This is a genomic window from Pseudomonas sp. B13(2017) (assembly GCF_002113245.1).
GTDB classification, from domain to species: domain Bacteria; phylum Pseudomonadota; class Gammaproteobacteria; order Pseudomonadales; family Pseudomonadaceae; genus Aquipseudomonas; species Aquipseudomonas putida_Z.
This window is the reverse complement of sequence record NZ_NEJX01000001.1, coordinates 577,871-600,255: the sequence shown is the minus strand read 5'-3', so window position 1 is coordinate 600,255 and position 22,385 is coordinate 577,871. Positions and strand designations below refer to the sequence as shown.

At 61.8% G+C, this 22,385-nt stretch carries 18 protein-coding genes; 7 read left to right on the top strand and 11 right to left on the bottom strand.

Annotation, left to right across the window (positions count from 1 at the left end; translation table 11 throughout):
• Positions 1-72: 72 nt before the first annotated feature.
• On the bottom strand, positions 73-960 hold the full coding sequence (locus tag CAG44_RS02725) for a lysophospholipid acyltransferase (RefSeq protein ID WP_015268436.1): 888 nt from the start codon (positions 958-960) through the stop codon (positions 73-75).
• A gap of 41 nt (positions 961-1,001) precedes the next feature.
• Entirely contained in the window at positions 1,002-1,553 is a 552-nt protein-coding gene (locus CAG44_RS02720; protein WP_003260004.1) for a DNA-3-methyladenine glycosylase I, read from the bottom strand.
• A gap of 83 nt (positions 1,554-1,636) precedes the next feature.
• Here CAG44_RS02720 and glyQ point away from each other — a divergent pair, with 83 nt between their 5' ends.
• The 4 genes from glyQ to CAG44_RS02700 are packed head-to-tail and all read left to right on the top strand — an operon-like array spanning position 1,637 to position 5,995.
• Positions 1,637-2,584: a glycine--tRNA ligase subunit alpha gene (gene glyQ, locus CAG44_RS02715; RefSeq protein ID WP_025337182.1), complete on the top strand. Its 948-nt coding sequence runs from the start codon at positions 1,637-1,639 to the stop codon at positions 2,582-2,584.
• On the top strand, positions 2,581-4,632 hold the full coding sequence (glyS, locus tag CAG44_RS02710; protein WP_085588885.1) for a glycine--tRNA ligase subunit beta: 2,052 nt from the start codon (positions 2,581-2,583) through the stop codon (positions 4,630-4,632). The genes glyQ and glyS overlap by 4 nt, the downstream gene beginning before the upstream one ends.
• A 3-nt stretch (positions 4,633-4,635) precedes the next feature.
• Complete coding sequence (gmhB, locus tag CAG44_RS02705) at positions 4,636-5,163, top strand: D-glycero-beta-D-manno-heptose 1,7-bisphosphate 7-phosphatase (protein ID WP_025337180.1); 528 nt, start codon at positions 4,636-4,638, stop codon at positions 5,161-5,163.
• 46 nt (positions 5,164-5,209) lie between these two features.
• The gene (locus CAG44_RS02700) at positions 5,210-5,995 is read left to right on the top strand and encodes a 1-acyl-sn-glycerol-3-phosphate acyltransferase (protein ID WP_025337179.1); all 786 of its coding nucleotides are present in this window, start codon (positions 5,210-5,212) and stop codon (positions 5,993-5,995) included.
• 364 nt (positions 5,996-6,359) lie between these two features.
• Here CAG44_RS02700 and CAG44_RS02695 read toward each other — a convergent pair whose 3' ends face one another.
• Positions 6,360-7,979, bottom strand: a complete 1,620-nt coding sequence (locus CAG44_RS02695; protein WP_025337178.1) for an MFS transporter — start codon at positions 7,977-7,979, stop codon at positions 6,360-6,362.
• A 98-nt stretch (positions 7,980-8,077) separates the two neighbouring features.
• Complete coding sequence (locus CAG44_RS02690) at positions 8,078-9,724, bottom strand: GMC family oxidoreductase (RefSeq protein WP_085691540.1); 1,647 nt, start codon at positions 9,722-9,724, stop codon at positions 8,078-8,080.
• 221 nt (positions 9,725-9,945) lie between these two features.
• Here CAG44_RS02690 and CAG44_RS02685 point away from each other — a divergent pair, with 221 nt between their 5' ends.
• Entirely contained in the window at positions 9,946-10,833 is an 888-nt protein-coding gene (locus tag CAG44_RS02685) for a LysR family transcriptional regulator (RefSeq protein ID WP_013970255.1), read from the top strand.
• Here the strand turns inward: CAG44_RS02685 and CAG44_RS02680 are convergent.
• The 3 genes from CAG44_RS02680 to CAG44_RS02670 are packed head-to-tail and all read right to left on the bottom strand — an operon-like array spanning position 10,822 to position 13,832.
• Positions 10,822-11,640, bottom strand: coding sequence for a sulfite exporter TauE/SafE family protein (locus tag CAG44_RS02680; RefSeq protein WP_085691539.1), 819 nt, complete (start codon positions 11,638-11,640; stop codon positions 10,822-10,824). The two genes, CAG44_RS02685 and CAG44_RS02680, sit on opposite strands and share 12 nt — an antisense overlap.
• Positions 11,637-12,908: an FAD/NAD(P)-binding oxidoreductase gene (locus CAG44_RS02675; RefSeq protein ID WP_085691538.1), complete on the bottom strand. Its 1,272-nt coding sequence runs from the start codon at positions 12,906-12,908 to the stop codon at positions 11,637-11,639. Before CAG44_RS02675 ends, CAG44_RS02680 begins: the two co-directional genes overlap by 4 nt.
• Positions 12,909-12,947: 39 nt before the next feature.
• The gene (locus tag CAG44_RS02670; protein WP_085691537.1) at positions 12,948-13,832 is read right to left on the bottom strand and encodes an MBL fold metallo-hydrolase; all 885 of its coding nucleotides are present in this window, start codon (positions 13,830-13,832) and stop codon (positions 12,948-12,950) included.
• Between the two features lie 222 nt (positions 13,833-14,054).
• On the opposite strand from CAG44_RS02670, the gene CAG44_RS02665 reads away from it, so the two are divergent.
• A complete protein-coding gene (locus CAG44_RS02665; RefSeq protein WP_085691536.1) occupies positions 14,055-15,347 on the top strand; it encodes a sigma-54-dependent Fis family transcriptional regulator in 1,293 nt (430 codons plus the stop codon).
• 227 nt (positions 15,348-15,574) lie between these two features.
• Positions 15,575-15,982: an RcnB family protein gene (locus CAG44_RS02660; RefSeq protein ID WP_015268427.1), complete on the top strand. Its 408-nt coding sequence runs from the start codon at positions 15,575-15,577 to the stop codon at positions 15,980-15,982.
• 63 nt (positions 15,983-16,045) lie between these two features.
• On the opposite strand, the gene gyrB is transcribed toward CAG44_RS02660, so the two are convergent.
• The 4 genes from gyrB to dnaA are packed head-to-tail and all read right to left on the bottom strand — an operon-like array spanning position 16,046 to position 22,270.
• Positions 16,046-18,466, bottom strand: a complete 2,421-nt coding sequence (gene gyrB / locus CAG44_RS02655) for a DNA topoisomerase (ATP-hydrolyzing) subunit B (RefSeq protein WP_013970249.1) — start codon at positions 18,464-18,466, stop codon at positions 16,046-16,048.
• A gap of 4 nt (positions 18,467-18,470) precedes the next feature.
• Positions 18,471-19,574 carry a DNA replication/repair protein RecF gene (gene recF, locus CAG44_RS02650; RefSeq protein ID WP_003260018.1) on the bottom strand — a complete coding sequence of 368 codons (1,104 nt, stop codon included), beginning with the start codon at positions 19,572-19,574 and terminating at the stop codon, positions 18,471-18,473.
• A 13-nt stretch (positions 19,575-19,587) separates the two neighbouring features.
• Complete coding sequence (gene dnaN / locus CAG44_RS02645) at positions 19,588-20,691, bottom strand: DNA polymerase III subunit beta (RefSeq protein ID WP_003260019.1); 1,104 nt, start codon at positions 20,689-20,691, stop codon at positions 19,588-19,590.
• Between the two features lie 40 nt (positions 20,692-20,731).
• Positions 20,732-22,270 (bottom strand): chromosomal replication initiator protein DnaA, encoded by a 1,539-nt coding sequence (gene dnaA, locus CAG44_RS02640; RefSeq protein ID WP_025337171.1) that lies wholly within the window; start codon positions 22,268-22,270, stop codon positions 20,732-20,734.
• Between the last annotated feature and the right edge of the window lie 115 nt (positions 22,271-22,385).

Genomic DNA, 22,385 nt, shown 5'->3' with positions numbered 1-22,385 from the left:
CGCCCGCTCCCACAGGGTCCCTGCTAAAACAGGCAGAGTTGTATTCAGCCTGCTACAGGGACAGTTGAAATCTCAATACCAGCGCGCCTCGCCAGCCGGGCGCTTCTTGAAGCGCTTCATGCTCCACATGTACTGGCTCGGGTACTCGCGCACATAGCGCTCGACCACCTTGCTCATCGCCGCTGCCGACACGGTCACGTCGGTGCTGTACATCTCTTCCGGCGCCGCCTCCAGGAACACCTTGAAGCCCGAGCCATCCGGCAGCCGCAGGGCATGCAGGAACACCCCCACCGCCTTGCCCCCGGCCAGCATGTTCGGCACGAACTTGCTGGTCAGCGCCTGGGTACCCAGGAACGGCACGAACACCCCCGCCGACTCTGCCGGCTCCGGGTCGGCAGGAATACCCACCTGGCCACCACGGCGCACCTCCTTGATCACGCTGAGGATGCCTTCCTTGGTCGAAGGCGCCACGCGGTTGCCCATCTGCACCCGCTGCTCGCGCAGCAGGTCATCCACCGCCTTCAGCTTCGGCGGGCGGTAGAAGATGATCGGTTTGCACTGGTTGCAGTAGAAGTGGTTCAGCACTTCCCAGTTGCCCAGGTGGCTGGTGATGCCGACCACGCCCTTGCCTGAGGCCAGGGCCTGCTCCAGCACTTCCAGGCCGTGCACTTCCTTGACCAGCTCCAGCGAGCGCTGCGGCGGCCAGATCCAGGCACAGGCACTTTCGACGAAGGATTTACCGATATCCTTCAACGCGCGGCCAACAAGCTGCTCGCGCTCGGCCGGGTCCATCTCCGGGAAGCACTTGGCCAGGTTGATGCGCACGACATTGCGCGAGCCGTTGGGGATCTTCCACATCAGCCAGCCGATACCGGCGCCGACGCGCTGCACAGCGCCCCAGGGCAGCTTGGCAAACAGACGCAGCACCCCGACCATCAGGGCGCCCTTGAACTTTTCCACAGGCGAATTCCTTATTTCAGCAAGGCGCGCATTGTAACCCCTCAGCGCAACAAGGCGGCGTAGCGATCGCAATCGGTGGTGTGGTCCATGACCATGCCGGTGGCCTGCATGAAGGCATAGCAGATGGTCGGGCCAACGAACGTGAAGCCGGCTTTCTGCAGGGCTTTGCTCATCGCCTTGGCTTCATCGGTAACCGCTGGCACCTCGCTGCGGCCCGTGAAGTGATTGATCTTCGGCGCACCACCAACGAATGACCAGAGCCAGTCGGCGGGGTTGTCCACAGCCAGCCAGGCCTGGGCATTGCGCCTGGCAGCCTTGAGCTTGAGGCGGTTGCGGATGATGCCGGCATCCTGCATCAGCTCCTCGATGCGTTCGTCGCTCATGACGGCGAGTTTCACCGGATCGAAGCCGTGCATCACCTCGCGATAACGCTCGCGCTTACGCAAAACGGTGATCCACGAAAGCCCTGCCTGGAACCCTTCGAGCAAAAGCATCTCGAACAGCAACGCCGGGTCACGCTGGGGCGTTCCCCATTCCTGGTCATGGTAGGCCTGGTACAACGGATCGTCGGTACACCAAAAGCAGCGTGGCATAAGGCTCCAATGAGTAGAGGGCGAGGCGAATCAGGTTATACTCCCGCTCTTTACATCCGCATCCCCAGATACAGGTGAATTTCGTGAGCCAGCCTACGCCAGCCGTGCGTACCTTCCAAGACCTGATCCTCGCCCTGCAGAACTACTGGGCCGAGCAAGGTTGTGTGGTGCTTCAGCCCTACGATATGGAAGTAGGCGCCGGCACTTTCCACACCGCTACATTCCTGCGCGCCGTGGGTCCAGAAACCTGGAACGCCGCCTATGTGCAGCCTAGCCGTCGCCCTGCCGACGGGCGGTATGGCGAAAACCCCAACCGCCTGCAGCACTACTACCAGTTCCAGGTGGTACTGAAGCCCAACCCGGCCAACTTCCAGGAGCTGTACCTCGGCTCGCTGAAAGCCATCGGCCTGGACCCGCTGGTCCACGACATTCGCTTCGTCGAAGACAACTGGGAATCGCCGACCCTCGGCGCCTGGGGCCTGGGCTGGGAAATCTGGCTCAACGGCATGGAAGTCACCCAGTTCACCTACTTCCAGCAGGTAGGCGGTATCGAGTGCTACCCGGTCACCGGTGAAATCACCTACGGCCTGGAGCGCCTGGCCATGTACATCCAGGGCGTCGACTCGGTGTACGACCTGGTGTGGGCCGACGGCCCGTTCGGCAAGGTCACCTACGGCGACGTGTTCCACCAGAACGAGGTGGAGCAGTCGACCTACAACTTCGAGCACGCCAACGTCGAGAAGCTGTTCGAGCTGTTCGACTTCTACGAAAGCGAAGCCAACCGCCTGATCAAGCTGGACCTGCCGCTGCCGACCTATGAAATGGTGCTGAAGGCCTCGCACACCTTCAACCTGCTGGACGCCCGCCGTGCCATCTCGGTAACCGAGCGCCAGCGCTACATCCTGCGTGTACGTACCCTGGCCCGGGACGTGGCGCAAAGCTATCTGCAAGCCCGCGCACGCCTGGGCTTCCCGATGGCCACCCCTGAACTGCGTGACGAAGTGTTGGCTAAGCTGGAGGCTGCACAATGAGTGCTCAAGATTTCCTGGTAGAACTGGGCACCGAAGAGCTGCCACCGAAGGCCCTCGCCAGCCTCGGCGAAGCCTTCCTGGCTGGTATCGAGAAAGGCCTGCAGGCCGCTGGCCTGAACTACACCGGCAAGCAGGTTTACGCCGCGCCGCGTCGCCTGGCCGTGCTGATCCGCCAGCTGGACGTGCAGCAGCCTGACCGCAGCATCAATATCGATGGCCCGCCCCTGCAGGCTGCTTTCAAAGACGGCGAGCCGACCCAGGCTGCCTTGGGCTTTGCCAAGAAATGCGGTGTGGATCTGTCGGAAATCGACCAGACCGGCGCCAAGCTGCGTTTCTCCCAGCACATCCCGGGCAAGGCCACCGCTGGCCTGCTGCCGACCATCGTCGAAGATTCGCTCAACGACCTGCCGATCCCCAAGCGCATGCGCTGGGCGGCCAGCCGTGAAGAGTTCGTGCGCCCGACCCAATGGCTGGTGATGCTGCTGGGCGACCAGGTGGTCGACTGCACCATCCTGTCGCAGAAGGCCGGCCGTGAATCCCGTGGCCACCGCTTCCACCACCCGGAAAACGTGGTCATCACCACCCCGGCCAACTACGTCGAAGACCTGCGCAAAGCCTACGTGCTGGCCGACTTCGCCGAGCGCCGCGAGCTGATCAGCAAGCGTACCGCCGAACTGGCCATGCAGCAGGAAGGCAGCGCCATCGTGCCGCCGGCACTGCTGGACGAAGTGACCGCCCTGGTCGAGTGGCCAGTGCCGCTGGTGTGCTCGTTCGAGGAGCGTTTCCTCGAAGTGCCACAGGAAGCCCTGATCACCACCATGCAGGACAACCAGAAGTACTTCTGCCTGCTGGACAGCGAAGGCAAGCTGCTGCCGCGCTTCATCACCGTGGCCAACGTCGAGAGCCGCGACCCGAAGCAGATCGTGCAAGGCAACGAGAAGGTCGTGCGCCCACGCCTGACCGATGCCGAGTTCTTCTTCAAGCAGGACAAGAAGCAGCCGCTGGAAACCTTCAACGAGCGCCTGAAGAACGTGGTGTTCCAGGCTCAGCTGGGTACCGTGTACGACAAGGCCGAGCGCGTTTCCAGGCTGGCCGCCTTCATCGCCCCGCTGATCGGCGGCGACGCCCAGCGCGCCGGCCGTGCCGGCCTGCTGTCGAAGTGCGACCTGGCCACCGAGATGGTCGGCGAGTTCCCTGAAATGCAGGGTGTGGCCGGTTACTACTACGCGCTCAACGACGGTGAGCCGGAAGATGTGGCCCTGGCCCTGAACGAGCAGTACATGCCGCGCGGTGCTGGCGCCGAGCTGCCGCAGACCCTCACCGGTGCTGCCGTGGCCATCGCCGACAAGCTCGACACCTTGGTCGGCATCTTCGGCATCGGCATGCTGCCTACCGGCAGCAAGGACCCGTACGCCCTGCGCCGTGCCGCCCTGGGCGTGCTGCGTATCCTGATCGAGAAACAGCTGGACCTGGACCTGACCGGTGCGGTCGAGTTCGCGGTCAAGCAGTTCGGCACCAAGGTCAAGGCCGCCGGCCTGGCCGAACAGGTGCTGGAGTTCATCTTCGACCGCCTGCGTGCGCGTTACGAAGACGAAGGCATCGACGTGGCCACCTACCTGTCGGTACGTGCCCTGCAGCCAGGTTCTGCCCTGGACTTCGACCAGCGCGTGCAAGCCGTACAAGCCTTCCGCAAACTGCCGGAAGCCGAGGCCCTGGCCGCGGTGAACAAGCGCGTGTCGAACCTACTGAGCAAGGCCGAAGGCGCCATCGCCGATCACGTCGAGCCGAAGTACTTCGACAACGCCAACGAGTTCTCCCTGTACTCGGCCATCCAGCAGGCCGACCAGGCCGTGCAACCGATGGCTGCTGCACGCCAGTACAGCGAATCGCTGGCCCGCCTGGCGGCCCTGCGTGACCCGGTCGACGCCTTCTTCGAGGCGGTGATGGTCAACGCCGAGGATGCCAAGGTACGCGCCAACCGTTATGCCCTGCTCAGCCGCCTGCGCGGCCTGTTCCTGGGCGTGGCCGACATTTCGCTGCTGGGGTAAGCCTTGAAACTGCTGATTCTCGACCGTGACGGAGTCATCAACTACGACTCCGACGCCTACATCAAGACGCTGGACGAGTGGGTGCCGATCCCTGGCTCGGTCGAAGCGATCGCGCAGTTGAGCAAGGCGGGCTGGACGGTGGCCGTGGCCACCAACCAGTCCGGCATTGCCCGTGGCTACTATGCGCTGGCAACCCTCGAGGCCATGCACGCGCGCCTGCGCGCGCTTGTGGCCGAGCAGGGTGGCGAGGTGGGTCACATCGTGTATTGCCCGCACGGGCCGGACGAAGGCTGCGATTGCCGCAAGCCCAAGCCTGGCATGCTGCGGGCGATCGCCGAGCATTACCAGGTCGGCCTGGAAGGCGTCTGGTTCGTTGGCGACAGCAAAGGTGACCTGGAGGCCGCCCTGGCCGTCGGTGCACAACCCGTGCTGGTGAAAACCGGCAAGGGCGAGCGGACCCTGGAAAAAGGCGTCCCGGAAACTACACTGATTTTCGACGATCTGGCAGCTATCGCCAGAGAACTAATTTAAATAGTGCGCCTTCGGGCGCATTTTTCTCAGGCGGGCATGCCCCGCAATGGTACAAGCCACTATGTCGATCCTGCAGGCGATCAGAATCTTTCTTTTTTACCTGCTGCTGGGCACCAGTTCGCTGCTGTGGTGCTCGCTGAGCTTCTTCGTCGCGCCGTTCCTGTCGTTCCCCAAGCGCTACAAGTTCATCAACGTGTACTGGTGCCGTTGCGCGTTGTTCCTGGTGCGCACCATCCTGGGTATCGACTACAAGATCACTGGCGCCGAGAACGTGCCTGATGAGCCTTGCGTGATCCTGTCCAACCACCAGAGCACCTGGGAAACCTTCTTCCTTTCCCAGTATTTCTCGCCGCTGAGCCAGGTGCTCAAGCGCGAGTTGCTGTACGTGCCGTTCTTCGGTTGGGCCATGGCCATGCTGCGGCCGATCGCGATCAACCGCGATAACCCCAAGGAAGCCCTGCGCCAGGTAGCCAGCAAGGGTGACGAGCTGCTCAAGCAGAAGACCTGGGTGCTGATCTTCCCGGAAGGCACCCGCGTGCCATTCGGCACCATGGGCAAGTTCTCCCGTGGCGGTACCGCGCTGGCAGTGAATGCCGGGCTGCCGGTGCTGCCGATTGCCCATAACGCCGGCAAGTTCTGGCCGAAGACCGGTTGGGGCAAGCGCGCTGGCACCATCGAGGTGGTGATTGGCGAACCGATGTACGCCAACGGCACCGGGCCACGGGCCATCGCCGAGCTCAACGACCGCGCCGCGGCGTGGAACGAAGCGACCCAGCGGGCCATGGGTTCGCTGCCGCCAGCAGAGGAAAAACCCCAGGAACAGATGGCCTGACCATCTGTGGATAACTTGTGAACTGTTTTTGGATTAAAAGCCTGAAGTGATAGCTAAGTGTTTGAATTAGCTGTTTATTTCCGTGTATGACATTTTTCTGAAAATCGTGCATAAGTTTTTTCGGGGCATAAGAAAACCGGCTTTTACAGCCGGTTTTTTTATGGGCTCGGTAGCAGGGTTGCACCATCTGTGGGAGAAGACTGTGGGAGCGGCCTTGCGTCGCGAAAGGGCCGCAAGGCGGCCCCAGCAATTCATGCATCACAGCTGAAATCCTGGGGCCGCTGCGCAGCCCAATCGCGACACAAGGCCGCTCCCACAACAAGCGCTTCAACGCCTGAGCATTTGGTGCAGGCCTTGAGCTGCGTCAGATCTTGTCGATATCCACATCCTTGGTTTCTTTCAGGCAGAAGATCCCCACCACCAGGCTGACCCCGGTCACCAGCACCGGGTACCACAGCCCGTAGAAGATATCCCCGGTATACACCACCAGTGCGAACGACACCGTTGGCAGGAAGCCACCGAACCAGCCGTTGCCAATGTGGTAGGGCAGCGACATGGAGGTGTAGCGGATGCGGGTCGGGAACAGCTCGACCATCACCGCCGCCAGCGGGCCATAGGTCATGGTCGCGATCAGGATCATCGCCACGATCAGTACCACCACCATCACCTGGTTGACCTGCCCAGGGTCGGCCTTGGCCGGGTAGCCGGCCTGTTCCACCGCAGCACGCATGGCTGCTTCGTCAAAGCCGTTGATAGTCTTGTCACCGATGTTGACCACCACATCGCTGCCGGCCACATCCACAGAGCTGTACGGTAGGCCTTGCTTGACCAGGAAGGTCTTGACCTTGTCGCACGGGCTGTCGAATCGCGCCTTGCCCACCGGGTCGAACTGGAAGGTGCAGCCTTGCGGGTCGGCAGTGACAACGATCGGCGCCTGGCGGCTGGCCGCGTCGATCTGTGGGTTGGCGTAATGGCTCAGCGCCTTGAACAGCGGGAAGTACAGCACCGTGGCCAGGAGCAGGCCGAGCATCAGGATCGGCTTGCGGCCAATACGGTCGGACAACCAGCCGAAGAACACGAAGAACGGCGCACCAATGACCACGCTGATGATCAGCAGGGTGTTGGCCTGGGCCGGGTCCATCTTCAGCATCTGGGTCATGAAGAACAGCACGTAGAACTGCGCCGTGTAGAAGGTCACAGCCTGCCCGGCGTTGATGCTGAAAAGGGCGGTGAGCACCACTTTAAGGTTCGGCCAGGAGGTGAACGACTCACGGATCGGCGACTTGCTGACCTTGCCCTGGGCCTTCATTTTCACGAAGGCCGGCGACTCGTGCATGCTCATGCGGATCCAGGTGGAAATCGCCAGCAGCACGATCGACAGCAGGAACGGCAGGCGCCAGCCCCAGGTTTCGAACTGGTCGCCACTGATATAGCGGCTGCCCAGCACCACCACCAGCGACAACAACAGGCCAAGGGTGGCGGTGGACTGGATGAAACCCGTGTGGAAACCGCGCTTGCCGGGCGGTGCATGCTCGGCCACATAGGTGGCCGCGCCGCCGTATTCACCACCCAGCGCCAGCCCCTGCAGCATGCGCAAGACCACCAGGATGATCGGTGCCGCGATGCCGATGCTGGCGTAGGTGGGCAACAACCCCACCGCGAAGGTGGACAGGCCCATCAGCACGATGGTGACCAGGAAGGTGTACTTGCGCCCGATCATGTCGCCCAGGCGGCCGAACACCAGCGCGCCGAATGGCCGCACCAGGAAGCCGGCGGCAAAGGCCATGAGGGCGAAGATGAAGGCGGTGGTGTCGTTCACGCCAGCGAAGAACTGCTTGCTGATGACCGCTGCCAGCGCACCATAGAGAAAAAAGTCATACCACTCGAAAACAGTCCCGAGGGATGACGCGAAAATGATCTTGCGTTCTTCACGACGGCTGGAGCTGCTGGCCGCCGCACCCTGCTCTTGGATGTAATCCGACATCGTTGCTGTCCTCGGCCCGCAGGCCACAGTGATTATTCTTGTTGTTCCACTGTCGGCAGCTTCTGACCGCCAGCTGCCGATACTGCACGCACCCGGGGTCAGGGCGTCGGTATCGCGTCTTCGTTCAGATAGGTCTGGGTGGCAGCTCCTCTGAGGATCAGTTGCGCCGCCTTCTCGGCGATCATCAGGGTGGGTGAACAAGTATTGCCGGAGGTGATCTGCGGCATGATCGAGGCGTCCGCCACGCGCAGGCCAGGGATGCCGTGTACGCGCAACTGGTTATCCACAACGTCCAGTTCGCCATTGCCCATGCGGCAGGTGCCTACCGGGTGGAAGATGGTGGTGCCGATCTTGCCGGCGGCTTCGAACAGCTCTTCTTCGGTTTGCAGGGCTGGGCCCGGCAGGTATTCCTTTGGGTCGAACGCAGCGAGGGCAGGGGCCTGGACGATACGCCGGGTAAGGCGAATGGAATCGGCGGCGACGCGCAGGTCCTGGGGGTCGCTGAGGTAGTTGGGGTCGATCAGCTGTGTGCTGTTCATGTCGCTGCTGCGGATATCGATACGCCCGCGGCTGGCCGGGCGCAGGTTGCACACCGAGGCGGTAAAGGCCGGGAACCTGTGCAGTGGCTCGCCAAAGCGCTCAAGTGACAGCGGCTGCACGTGGTACTGCAGGTTGGCGGTGGCCTGCTCCGGGCTCGAACGCACGAACGCACCCAGTTGGCTCGGCGCCATGGCCAGCGGGCCACTGCGGTCATAGAGGTAGCGCAGGCCCATGCCCATCTTGCCCCACAGGCTGTTGGCCATCTGGTTCAGGGTACGGGTATTGCGGATCTGGTAGATCAGGCGCAGTTGCAGGTGATCCTGCAGGTTGCCGCCAACACCGGGCATGTCGTGACGCACGCCAATGCCCAGGCTTTCCAGTAACTGCCGCGGGCCGATGCCGGAGCGCTGCAGGATACCGGGAGAGCCCACAGCACCCGCACAGAGGATGATCTCGCGACGTGCCGCAAACTCGTGCCAGGCACCCTGCCAGAACGCCTTTACCGCCCGTGCACGGGTGTTGTTGAGCAGCACCTGGTCAACCTGAACGCCGGTCAGCACGGTGAGGTTGGGGCGGTCCTTGATCGGCCGCAGGAAAGCTTTGGAAGCGTTCCAGCGCACACCGCTGCGCTGGTTGACCTGGAAATATCCACAGCCCTGGTTGTCGCCGGTATTGAAGTCATCGACCTTGCCGATGCCGCTTTGCTCGGCGGCATCACGGAAGGCATCGAGGATCGGCCAGCTGTAGCGCTGGCGCTCGACCCGCCATTCGCCATCACCACCGTGGTGCTCGCTGGCGCCGGCAAAATGGCTTTCACTGGCCTTGAACAGCGGCAGTACGTCCTTCCAGGCCCAGCCGTCGTTGCCTTGCTCGGCCCAACGGTCGTAGTCGGCGGCCTGGCCGCGCATGTAGATCATGCCATTGATCGAGGAGCAGCCACCCAGCACCTTGCCGCGTGGATAGCCCAGCGCACGACCGCCCAGGCCGGGCTGCGCCTCGGTCTTGAAGCACCAGTCGGTGCGCGGGTTGCCGATGCAATAGAGGTAACCGACGGGGATATGGATCCAGGGATAGTTGTCGCGCCCACCCGCTTCCAGCAGCAGCACTCGGCAGGAAGGGTCGGCGGACAAACGATTGGCCAACAGGCAACCGGCGGGACCGGCCCCTACGACCACGTAGTCGAAGACAGAATCGGCTGATGGCATGTGCAACCTCGGGCCTGATTATTATTCTTGTCCCGATCCATCTTAGTGAGTAATTTCGTGGAGGAAACACGAGATTTCGCGCAGCCGCTGTGCGTTTTAGCACAGTGGTAAGTCTGTACTGGCCTCTTCGCGGGCACGCCCGCTCCCACAAGGTAACGCGATCCCTGTGGGAGCGGGCGTGCCCGCGAAGAGGCCGGAACGAACTGCCAAAAAGGATCAGCATGTTCGACTGGAACGATCTGCGGTTTTTCCTCGAGTTGCAGCGCAGCGGCCGCCTGCTTACCGCCGCCAAGCGCCTCAACACCACCCACAGCACCGTGGCCCGGCACATCGAGAGCATCGAGCAAAGCCTGGGTACTGCGCTGTTCGTGCAGCATGCCCAGGGCTATGAACTGACCCCCTCGGGCCAGGCCCTGCTCAAGCACGCCGAAGCCATGGAAAACGTCGCCCTGCTGGCGCAGGAAGAAATCACCCAGGCCATCACGCCGCTGGGCAAGATTCGCCTGGGGGTGACCGAAGGCATCGGCATCATGTTCTTCACCCCGCGCATGAATGCGCTGTTCGACCGCTACCCCGGCCTGGAAGTGGAGCTGGTGGCGGTGCCGCGCTTCGTCAGCATCCTCAACCGCGAGGCGGAGATCAGCATCCACCTGGAACGGCCCAACGCCGACCTGCTGATCACCCGCAAGCTCACCGACTATCGCCTGGCCCTGTACGCCAGCCAGGACTACCTGGATCGCGCGCCCCCGCTGCGCAACCGCGAGGACCTGGCCCGGCACAGCTGGATCGGCTACGTCGACGACTTGCTGTTCAGCCAGGAACTGCTGTTTCTCAACAGCTTCTGCCGGGCCCCCAACGTGGTGTTTCGCAGCACCAGCGTGATCGCCCAGCAAACCGCCGCCCGCGCCGGGTTGGGCATCGCCGTACTGCCCAACTACATGGCCCGCCACGACCCGACACTAGTGCGCGTGCTGCCTGGCGAAACCATCCAGCGCAGCTACTGGATCTGTACCCGCCGCGAACTGCACAAGTCGGTGCGCCTGCGGGTAGTTTGGGACTACCTGCTGGCGCTGTGCGCGGCAGAACAGAGCGAGCTGCTAGCCCAGTAGCGCCTTGCCGGCCAGCAGTAGGGCCGCAGCCCAACCGGCCACGGCAAACATCTGCTGCAAGCGCGGCCCGGCCAGCCTGGCCGCCAATGGCCGCGCCAGCAGCAGGCCGAGCACCGCACCGACGGCGAACGGGGCGCCAACCTGCCAGTGCATGACCCCTGCCAGGCTGGCGCTGACCACACTGGCGGTGGACACCAGCGCGATCACCGCCAGCGAGGTGGAGACGATGCTGGCCATGCGCAGGTTGGTGTAGCGGTTGAGGGCCGGGATGATGACAAAGCCACCGCCCACGCCCAGCAGGCCGGACAGCAGCCCGGACAATACGCCGGTGAAGGCCAAGGCGCGCGCGCAGGGCAGGGTCCAGCGCAAACGGCCCTGCAGCGGGTTCAGCACGCAGGGTTCGATGTAGCGATGGGCATCATTGGCTTCGCCGCGCAGCTCCTTGGCCGCCTTGCGCCAGATGCGCAGGCAGGCATACACCAACACCCCGGCGAACACCAACTGCAGTGGCGTGTTCGGCAGGCGGTGCGCCAGCATCAGCCCAAACGGCGCCGCTGCCACACCGATCAATGCGATGAACAACGCCGCCCGATAGCGCACCAGGCCCTGCCGCAAGCCCAGCACAGCACCCACCGCTGCCGCCATGCCTACGGCCAGCAGGCCGACCGGTGCCGCCTCGACCATCGACAGCCCCAGGCCGAACACCAGCAAAGGCACTGCGAGAATGCCACCGCCGGCACCGGTCAACGCCAGCACGGCACCGATGATCGCGCCCAAGCCCGCTCCCAGTATTTGATGTTCGATCACCGCCGGCCCTCGGCTACCAACGGCTGTGGCCGTGCCAGCCACTCGCGGCCCTTGAGCATGCCTTTCCAGTACAAGGGTGGCAGCACCTGCGCCTTGAGCAACCAGGCCAGACGTGTCGGCTTGCGGCCATCCAGCAACCAGTTGGGGAAGCTTGGAGCCAGCTTGCCGCCATAGGTGAACTCGGCCAGGACGATCTTGCCGCGCTCGACGGTGAGCGGGCACGAGCCATAACCATCGTACTGGGCCAGGGTAGGCAACCTGCCCAGGGCCACCAGCACGTTGTTGGCCACGACCGGAGCCTGCTTGCGCGCAGCGGCGGCGGTCTTGGCATTGCTGGTGTTGGTCACGTCACCAAGGGCATGGACATTGGTGAAGTGGCGATGGCGCAGGGTGTGCGGGTCGACATCCACCCAGCCGGCGCTGTCGGCCAACGGGCTTTCACGAATGAAGTCCGGTGCCACCTGTGGCGGTACCACGTGCAGCATGTCGAAGGCCTCGATACGGGTTTCGCTGCTGCCATCGGCCAAGGTGCGCACGAAGGTGGCGCGCTTGTTCGGGCCGTCCACGGCGACCAGGCGGTGGGAAAAATTGAGGTCCACGGCGTACTTGTCGATGTACTTCATAAGTGCAGGCACATAGTCCGCCACTCCGAACAACACTGCGCCGGCATTGAAGAAGCTGGCTTTCACAGCCCCCAGGTGACCGTGCCGCAGCCAGTGGTCGCAAGACAGGTACAGCGCCTTCTGCGGCGCGCCTGCGCACTTGATCGGCATGGGCGGCTGGCAAAACAGGGCTCGGCCTTGCTTGAGCTTCTGCACCAGTTCCCAGGTGTAGGGCGCCAGGTCGTAGCGGTAGTTGGAGGTGACGCCGTTGCGGCCCAAGGTCTCGCTGAGGCCATCAATGGCCGCCCAATCCAGCTTGAGGCCGGGGCAGACCACCAACTGTTCATAACTGATGGCGCGGCCGCCTTCGAGGAGGACCAGTTGGCCCAGCGGGTCGAACCCCTGCACGCGTGCCTTTATCCAGCGCACGCCGCGCGGAATGGTCGAGGCCATGGTGCGGGCAGTGCTTGGCGCCTTGAACACACCGGCACCGACCATGGTCCAGCCGGGCTGGTAGTAATGCACTTCGGCGGGGTCGATCAAGGTCACATCCAGCGACGGGTCACGGCTGATCAGGCTGGAAGCGGTGGCGATTCCGGCAGCGCCGGCACCGACGATGACCACTTTGTGGTGGTCGGTATTGGCAGGGGACAACAAGGCAGGCATGGCGGTAAATCCTGTAAATCTGGTTATGGGGCAGGGCAGTCACAGCTTGTTCAGCGGAATCTTCAGGTAGCTCACACCGTTATCTTCCGGCGCGGGGAACTGGCCGCTGCGCATGTTCACCTGCACCGAAGGCAGGATCAGCACGGGCATGTCGAGGGTCTTGTCGCGGGCTTCACGCATGGCGACGAAGCTGTCCTCATCGATGCCCTGGTGGATATGAATATTGTTGGCGCGCTGCTCGGCCACGGTGGTGACGTACTGCATGTCACGGCCACCTGGCAGGTAGTCGTGGCACATGAACAGCCGGGTCTGGTCGGGGAAGGCCAGCAGGCGACGGATCGAGCGGTACAGGGTGCGGGCATCGGCCCCAGGGAAGTCGCAACGGGCGGTACCGTAGTCGGGCATGAACAAGGTGTCGCCGACGAACACCGCAGTCTCGCCGGCGTCCTCGATCATGAAGCTCATGCACGCAGGCGTGTGCCCCGGGGTGTGCAACGCGCGGGCATGCAGGTTGCCAATGCGGAAACCTTCCTCGTCCTCGAACAACACATCGAACTGGCTGCCATCGCGGGCGAAGCCAGGCTCGGCGTTGAACAGGGCACCGAAGACTTTCTGTACCTGGGTGATGTGTGCGCCGATGGCGGTATGGCCGCCAAGCTTTTCCTTCAAATAGGCCGCCGCCGAAAGGTGGTCGGCATGCACATGGGTTTCCAGCACCCACTGCACGTCAGCTCCCAACTCCTTCACCCGGTCAATCAACTGGTCCGCAGAAGCAGTGCAGGTACACCCCGACTTGGGGTCATAGTCCAGGACACTGTCGATCAACGCACACTTGCGCGTTTCGCCGTCCATGACCAGGTAGCTGATGGTCGAGGTCGCCTTGTCGAAAAAGGCGTCCACGTGCAGGTTGTTGCCGATGATCATCGCGTTCTCCAATTTATCCGCCCAGCCTTGTACAGGCGTAGGCAGTGCCAGGAGGTTTATCAAGATGCATGCCAGGCATTTTCCTGCGCTTGGGCCAATGAAACCGGCCCGTTGCTGACAATCGCCGACGACAGTGGCAGCGCAGATGGCAGTCGACTGTCAGCCAATGGCAGTGTTTGGCAGTCCTTGTTACCCTGCGCCGGTCATCCAATCGGTGCCGTCATGCCTGAAGCCCATCCCCTCATCCTAGCTTTGGTTTCCTATCTTGAGCACGATGCCCTGCCAACCATCGTGCTGGATACCGACTACAACATCCTGGCGGCCAACGCTGCCTATCGCCGCCAGTTCGGTCGCCATGAGCAGGCGCCGCTGGGCGAGAAATGCCACAAGGTCTCGCACCACTACGCCGTGCCTTGCGACCAGGCCGGCGAGCATTGCCCGATGCGCAAGGCGTGGCAAAGCAAGGTTCCGGAGCGGGTGTTGCACATTCATCACACGCCACGCGGCCCCGAGCATGTGGATGTCGAGCTGCGGCCGATCCTGGATGAACAGGGCAGGGTGGTGGCCTTTGTCGAACGCCTGACCAGCATCACCCTCGCGTCGGCGCAGCCTCAGGAACAAGGCCTGGTCGGCCGGGCGCCAGCGTTCAAGGCGGCCCTGGCCAGCCTGCAACGTGCGGCGCCGGCGCAGATCCCGGTATTGCTGCAGGGTGAGTCGGGTACCGGCAAGGAACTGTTCGCCCGTGCGGTGCACATGGGCAGCCCCAGGGCCAACGGCCCATTGGTGGTGGTCGACTGTACCGGCCTGACCGAGTCGTTGTTCGAGAGCGAGTTGTTCGGCTACGAGAAGGGCGCGTTCACTGGCGCCAACCAGCGCAAGATCGGCCTGGCTGAAGCGGCGCATGGCGGCACCCTGTTCCTCGATGAAATTGGCGAAGTACCGCTGGCGATGCAGGTGAAGCTGCTGCGCCTGATCGAGTCCGGCAGTTTCCGCCCGGTGGGTAGCCTGCGCACGGTGCATTCGGATTTTCGCCTGGTGTCGGCAACCCATAAGCCGCTCAGGCAAATGGTCGCGGACGGCAGCTTCCGCGAAGACCTGTACTACCGCATCAGCGGCTTCCCGATCCGTCTGCCGGCGTTGCGCGAACGGGTAGAAGACCTGCCCTTGCTCGCCCAGAGCCTGCTGCAGCGCATGGCTGGCAAACCGACGCCCAGGCTGAGCGACGAAGCTTTGCAGCAGCTTGGGCTGCATCCATTCCCGGGCAACATTCGCGAACTGCGCAACATTCTGGAAAGGGCGCGCTTGTTTGCCGATGACGGGCTGATCCGGCCCGAGCATTTGCCGGAGGATATCGGCCCAGCGGGGGCGATCAAGACAGGTGGCCGGCGCAATCACCTGGGTGAGCTGGCGCAGGCACTGGAACAGTTCAAGGGCTCGCGCAGTGAACTGGCCCGTCACCTTGGCCTGAGCGAGCGCACGCTGTATCGCCGGTTGAAGGAGCTTGGCCTGAATTGACGCGTTGGCTGTGCTGGCCGTATCGCCGGCAAGCCAGCTCCCACAGGTACTGTACAGGCCCCGAATACGGCGCAATACCCGCTCCCATAGTGATGGCGCTTCACGGACCTTTACCGGACCTTTACCTCTGTCCTGACATTAAGCGGGAATGATTGTGGTCTGATCAGTTAACCGAACCTGGCAGCCAGTCAGCTCCCGCCAGGCGTCAACATGCAGAGGACCGCAAAATGAAGAAAACCCTGACCGTGATCTGCGCCGCGCTCATGCTCAGCGCCCCCTTGGCCAGTTTCGCGCAGCCAGGCCCACCTGACCGGCATGATGGCGGCCCATCGCACCAGGGCAACCCACCGCATGGTCAGCCACAGTACCAAGGCCGACATGACAATGGCCGCGGTCCCGCCTACCGCGACCCGAACTTCCGCCCACAACAGGGCATGCCGGTTCCGCATCAGCAGTGGCAGCGTGGCCATGTGGTTGACCCGCATTACCGTGGCGACCGTTACTGGGTGACCGACTGGAAAGCACGCCACCTGTATGCGCCACCGCGTGATCACCGTTGGTTGTATGTGAACGGGGACTATGTGCTGGTGGCTATTGCCAGTGGTGTGATCGTGAACGTCCTCAGCGGTTACTGATTTCTACAGGCACTAAAAAGCCCGCTTCCGCGGGCTTTTTAGTGCCTGGCGATCTACACCGGATCAGAAGTCCAGGTTCGATACCGACAGCGCGTTGCTTTCGATGAAGTCACGACGCGGCTCGACCGCATCACCCATCAGGGTGTTGAAGATCTGGTCGGCTGCGATCGCATCCTCGATGGTGACCTTGAGCATACGGCGGACGGTTGGGTCCATGGTGGTTTCCCACAGCTGCTCAGGGTTCATCTCGCCCAGCCCTTTGTATCGCTGGATGGTGTGGCGCTTGGTGGTTTCGTTCATCAGCCAATCCAGGCCTTCCTTGAACTCGACAATTGCCTTGCGGCGCTCACCGCGCTGCACGTAAGCACCTTCACCCAACAAGCTGGACAGCTTGGCACCAATGTTGACTACGGTACGGTAGTCATTACTGCCAAAGAAGTCACGGTTGAAGGTGACGTAGCTGGCCAGGCCGTGGGAGGTAACTTCCACTTCTGGCAACCATACGTTGCGCTCTTTGTCTTCGCGCAGGCTGGCTTTGTAAACCAGGCCGGACTTCTGGCTGTTGTTCAGACGTTCCTGGAACTGGGCCAGCCAGGCTTGCATCACAGCGTGGTCACCCAGCTGTTCCAGGCTGACCTCCGGCAGGTAGATGAAGTGCTCGGTCAGCTCTTCCGGGTACAAGCGAGACAGACGCTTGAGTGTCTTCATGACACTACGGAATTCATTCACCAGTGCTTCCAACTGCACACCGGAAACCGCTGGTGCCGACTCGTCCAGATGCAGGCTGGCATCTTCCAGGGCCGACTGGGTCATGTACTCTTCCATGGCCTCGTCGTCCTTGATGTACTGCTCCTGCTTGCCTTTCTTCACCTTGTACAGCGGTGGCTGGGCAATGTAGATGTAGCCGCGCTCGACCAGCTCCGGCAGCTGACGGAAGAAGAAGGTCAGCAGCAGGGTACGGATGTGCGAGCCGTCAACGTCAGCATCGGTCATGATGATGATGTTGTGATAACGCAGCTTGTCGATGTTGTACTCTTCGCGGCCAATACCGCAGCCCAGTGCAGTGATCAGCGTGCCCACTTCCTGGGACGAGATCATCTTGTCGAAGCGCGCTTTCTCGACGTTGAGGATTTTACCCTTCAACGGCAGGATCGCCTGGGTACGACGGTTGCGGCCTTGCTTCGCCGAGCCACCCGCGGAGTCACCCTCCACCAGGTACAGTTCGGAAAGGGCAGGGTCCTTTTCCTGGCAGTCCGCCAGTTTGCCTGGCAGGCCGGCAATATCCAGCGCGCCTTTACGGCGAGTCATTTCACGGGCTTTACGTGCCGCTTCACGGGCACGGGCAGCATCGATCATCTTGCCAACGACGGCCTTGGCCTCGTTGGGGTTTTCCAACAGGAAGTCGGCGAAGTACTTGTTCATCTCCTGTTCCACGGCGGTTTTCACCTCCGAGGAGACCAGCTTGTCCTTGGTCTGCGAGCTGAACTTAGGGTCCGGCACCTTCACCGAGATGATCGCGGTCAGGCCTTCACGGGCGTCGTCGCCAGTGGTCGCCACCTTGTTCTTCTTGGCCAGGCCTTCCTGTTCGATGTAGCTGTTCAGGCTACGGGTCAGCGAGGAACGGAAGCCCACCAGGTGAGTACCGCCATCACGCTGCGGAATGTTGTTGGTGAAGCACAACAGGTTTTCGTTGAAGCTGTCGTTCCACTGCAGGGCGACTTCAACACCCACGCCATCGTCACGCTGGACGTTGAAGTGGAATACCTGGGAGTTGACCGGGGTCTTGTTGGTGTTCAGGTATTCAACGAACGCACGCAGGCCGCCTTCGTACTTGAAGAACTCTTCCTTACCGCTACGTTCATCCTTCAGCAGGATGCCAACGCCCGAGTTGAGGAACGACAGCTCGCGGATACGCTTGGCCAGGATGTCCCAGCTGAAGTGAATGTTCTTGAAGGTTTCAGCCGAAGGCTTGAAGTGGATGTGGGTACCGGTGGTTTCGCTGTCACCGACAACCGCCATCGGCGCCTGTGGAACACCGTGAACGTAGGTCTGTTCCCAGATTTTTCCGCTACGGCGAACGGTCAGTACCAGTTTCTCGGACAGGGCGTTCACTACAGAAACACCTACGCCGTGCAGACCGCCGGATACCTTGTAGGAGTTGTCGTCGAACTTACCGCCAGCGTGCAGCACGGTCATGATGACCTCGGCTGCGGAAACGCCTTCTTCTTTATGCACGTCGACCGGAATGCCGCGACCGTTGTCGCGCACACTGATGGATTCGTCCGGGTGGATGATGACGGTGATGTCATCGCAGTGACCGGCGAGGGCTTCGTCGATCGAGTTGTCGACCACCTCGAAGACCATGTGGTGCAGGCCGCTACCATCATCGGTGTCGCCAATGTACATGCCGGGGCGCTTGCGCACGGCATCCAAACCTTTCAGCACCTTGATGCTGGAGGAGTCGTACGTTTGATTTTCGCTCATGCATTCACTCCCGATGGTCGTGGGTCTGGGTGATACGGCCTTGTTCCACGTGGAACAAAGCAACTGGCGTTTCCGTCTGCCAGCCTTCCCTCAGTAATTCGTGATCTACACAGGTGATGAACACCTGGCAGCGTAATTCTTCAAGCAAGCGACACAGCGCGCGGCGATGCTGGTCGTCCAGTTCGGACGGCAAGTCATCCACGAGATAAATACAGTGACCGCGGCGAGCCTGACTAACGAGGTGGCCTTGGGCAATGCGCAATGCGCACACCACCAGCTTTTGCTGACCACGCGACAGGATGTCGGCTGCATTGTTGGCAGCCAGACGAAGACGCAGATCAGCACGCTGCGGACCGGCCTGGGTGTGGCCCATCTGCTGATCGCGAAGGAGAGAGGAAGCGAGTACTTCTTGCAGTTCCCGGTCCTTGTCCCAGCCTCGGTAGTAGCTAAGGGTCAACCCGTCCAGCTCGACCAGTTCGCTCAGGGTTCGCTCGAAGACGGGCTTCAAGGCCTTGATGTAGTTGCGACGGTATTCATCTATTTCCGCACTGGCCAGGCACAATTCCCGGTCCCAGGCGGCTTGCGAAGCTGGGTCAAGTGTACCATGCCGCAACCATGAGTTCCGCTGCCGCAGTGCCTTCTGCAGCCGTTGCCAGGCTGGCAGAAAACGAGGTTCCACGTGGAACACCCCCCAATCCAGGAACTGGCGGCGTATTTTCGGAGCGCCTTCCAACAAGCGGAAACTGTCCGGATTGATGAGCTGAAGCGGTAGCAATTCAGCCAGTTGCGCCGCACTCCGCGCATTCTGCCCATCGATGCGAATAGTGAACTCCCCCTGCCGCTCCCGGGATACACCCAGGTTACTGCTGCCACCCTCGGCCAATTGCACTTCGCCGAACACGGTACAGGCCGGTTGTTCGTACTGGATAACCGGGTTCAGGCGGGTGCTGCGGAACGAGCGCGCCAGCCCGAGCAGGTGCACGGCCTCCAGCACGCTGGTTTTGCCGCTGCCGTTGGCGCCGTAAAGGATGTTGATGCGGGGGGACGGTGAGAGTGTCACCGGGTGCAAGTTGCGCACCGCGGTGACCATGATACGTCGAAGAGACATTTCGCCTGCTACGTTACAGACGCATCGGCATGACAACGTAGGAAGAATCGTCATTGCCAGCTTCCTGCAGCAGGGCACTGCTGTTGGAATCGGACAGGATCAGACGAACTTGCTCGGTAGTCATTACGCCCAGCACGTCCAGCAGGTAGCTGACGTTGAAGCCGATTTCCAGCGAGCTACCTTCGTAGTCCACGCTGATTTCTTCTTCAGCTTCTTCCTGCTCGGGGTTGTTGGCCTGGATCTTCAGTTGGCCAGCAGCCAGTTGCAGGCGGATACCGCGGTACTTTTCGTTGGAAAGAATCGCAGTACGGCTAAAGGCTTCACGCAGCGCCTGACGGTCGCCGACCACCAGCTTGTCACCGCCCTTGGGCAGTACGCGCTCGTAGTCCGGGAACTTGCCGTCCACCAGCTTGGAAGTGAAGGTGAATTCACCAGTGGTGGCGCGAATATGGTGCTGGCCCAGGACGATGCTGACCATGCCTTCCGGGTCGGTCAGCAGGCGTGCCAGTTCGAGGATACCTTTGCGTGGCACGATGACCTGGTGGCGGTCATCCTGCTCGATCGGTGCGCTCATGGAGCACAGCGCCAGGCGGTGACCGTCAGTGGACACAGCTCGCAGGGTGTTGCGGGAAACCTCCAGCAGCATACCGTTGAGGTAGTAGCGCACATCCTGCTGGGCCATGGCGAAACTGGTGCGCTCGATCAGGCGGCGCAGCTTGCTCTGTTCCAGGTTGCAGGTCAGCGAGCCCGGGCCTTCTTCCACGGTCGGGAAGTCATTGGCTGGCAGGGTCGACAGGGTAAAGCGGCTGCGACCGGCCTTGACCAACAGTTTCTGCTCGTCGACCTTGATATCGATCAGGGCGTCGTTCGGCAGGCTTTTGCAAATGTCCATCAGCTTGCGTGCCGGGACAGTGATTTCGCCAGGCTCGGCCGGCTCTTCCAGTTGCACGCGGCCTACCAGTTCGACTTCCAGGTCGGTACCAGTCAACGACAGTTGCTGGCCTTGCACGACCAGCAATACGTTGGACAGGACCGGCAAGGTCTGGCGGCGCTCGACGACACCGGCGACCAGTTGCAGGGGTTTCAACAGGGCTTCGCGTTGAATGGTGAAATGCATGGTCTAGTCCCTTGCCTTCAATTAGCTGCGCAGACGGCCATCAGGTCGTCAGCGTCCGCAGCAGGTTCTTGTAGTCCTCGCGGATGTCCGCGTCGGATTCCTTCAGTTCGTTGATCTTGCGGCAGGCGTGCAGCACGGTCGTATGGTCGCGACCACCGAACATGTCGCCGATTTCCGGCAGACTGTGGTTGGTCAGTTCCTTGGACAGGGCCATGGCCACCTGGCGTGGACGCGCCACGGAACGCGAACGACGCTTGGACAACAGATCGGAGATCTTGATCTTGTAGTACTCGGCGACGGTACGCTGAATGTTATCCACACTGACCAGCTTGTCCTGGAGCGCCAGCAGGTCCTTGAGCGACTCACGAATCAGTTCGATGGTGATGTCGCGGCCCATGAAGTGCGAGTGAGCGATCACCCGCTTCAATGCGCCTTCCAGTTCACGGACGTTGGAACGGATGCGCTGGGCAATGAAGAAGGCCGCGTCATGCGGTAGTTCGACCTTGGCCTGGTCGGCCTTCTTCATCAGGATCGCCACGCGGGTTTCCAGCTCTGGTGGCTCGACGGCAACCGTCAGGCCCCAACCAAAGCGCGACTTCAGACGCTCCTCCAGGCCTTCGATCTCCTTGGGGTAGCGGTCAGAAGTAAGGATTACCTGCTGACCACCCTCGAGCAGGGCGTTGAAGGTGTGGAAAAACTCTTCCTGCGAGCGTTCTTTACGGGCAAAGAACTGGATATCGTCGATCAGCAACGCATCCACCGAGCGGTAGAAACGCTTGAATTCGTTGATGGCGTTGAGCTGCAGCGCCTTGACCATGTCCGCGACGAAGCGCTCCGAATGCAGGTACACGACCTTGGCGTTCGGGTTCTTCTTCAGCAGGTGGTTACCCACAGCATGCATGAGGTGGGTTTTACCCAGGCCCACACCACCATAAAGGAAGAGCGGGTTGTAACCATGCTTGGGGTTGTCTGCCACCTGCCAGGCAGCCGCGCGCGCCAACTGGTTCGACTTACCTTCGACGAAGGTGTCGAACGTGAAGGTGCGGTTCAGGTAACTGGTGTGTTTGAGCGCACCTTCAACCTGCACGGTGCGCTGTTCGGTCCGGGCACTGCCAGCCGACGCAGAAGCCGGCTCGGCCATGGCATCGAAGCTATCACGCGAGGATGGCTCGGCCAGCTCATCGACCAGCACAGGCTCGGCCGCCGCCACGGCGACGGGTTCGACCGCTGCCGGCACTGCCTTCTGTGTCTGGCTCTGAGCCTGGGTCTGGGCCAGCGAGGCGGCCACCGCAGCACTTACTGGCGCGTTGGGTGCGGCACGTGGCGCAGAGCTGCGACGGCTGCCGATCAACAAGGAAAGGGCAGGCGCAATGCCGCTGCCGTTTTCGCCCAACAGCTCGAGCAAACGACCCAGGTACTTTTCATTGACCCAATCGAGAACGAAACGGTTAGGCGCATAGACGCGCAACTCGTCGCCTTCGGCTTCGACCTGTAGCGGACGGATCCAGGTGTTGAATTGCTGGGCAGGCAGTTCATCGCGCAGAAGCTCCACGCACTGCTGCCAAAGTTCCACTGACACGGATATCCCCTGAGTTTGAAAGCCGGATGAGGCAAAAACAAACCGCCATTGTACCGGTCGAGCGTTCAGTTATCCACATGTGGACACGCTAGGAACCATGACAAAACAGCCATTT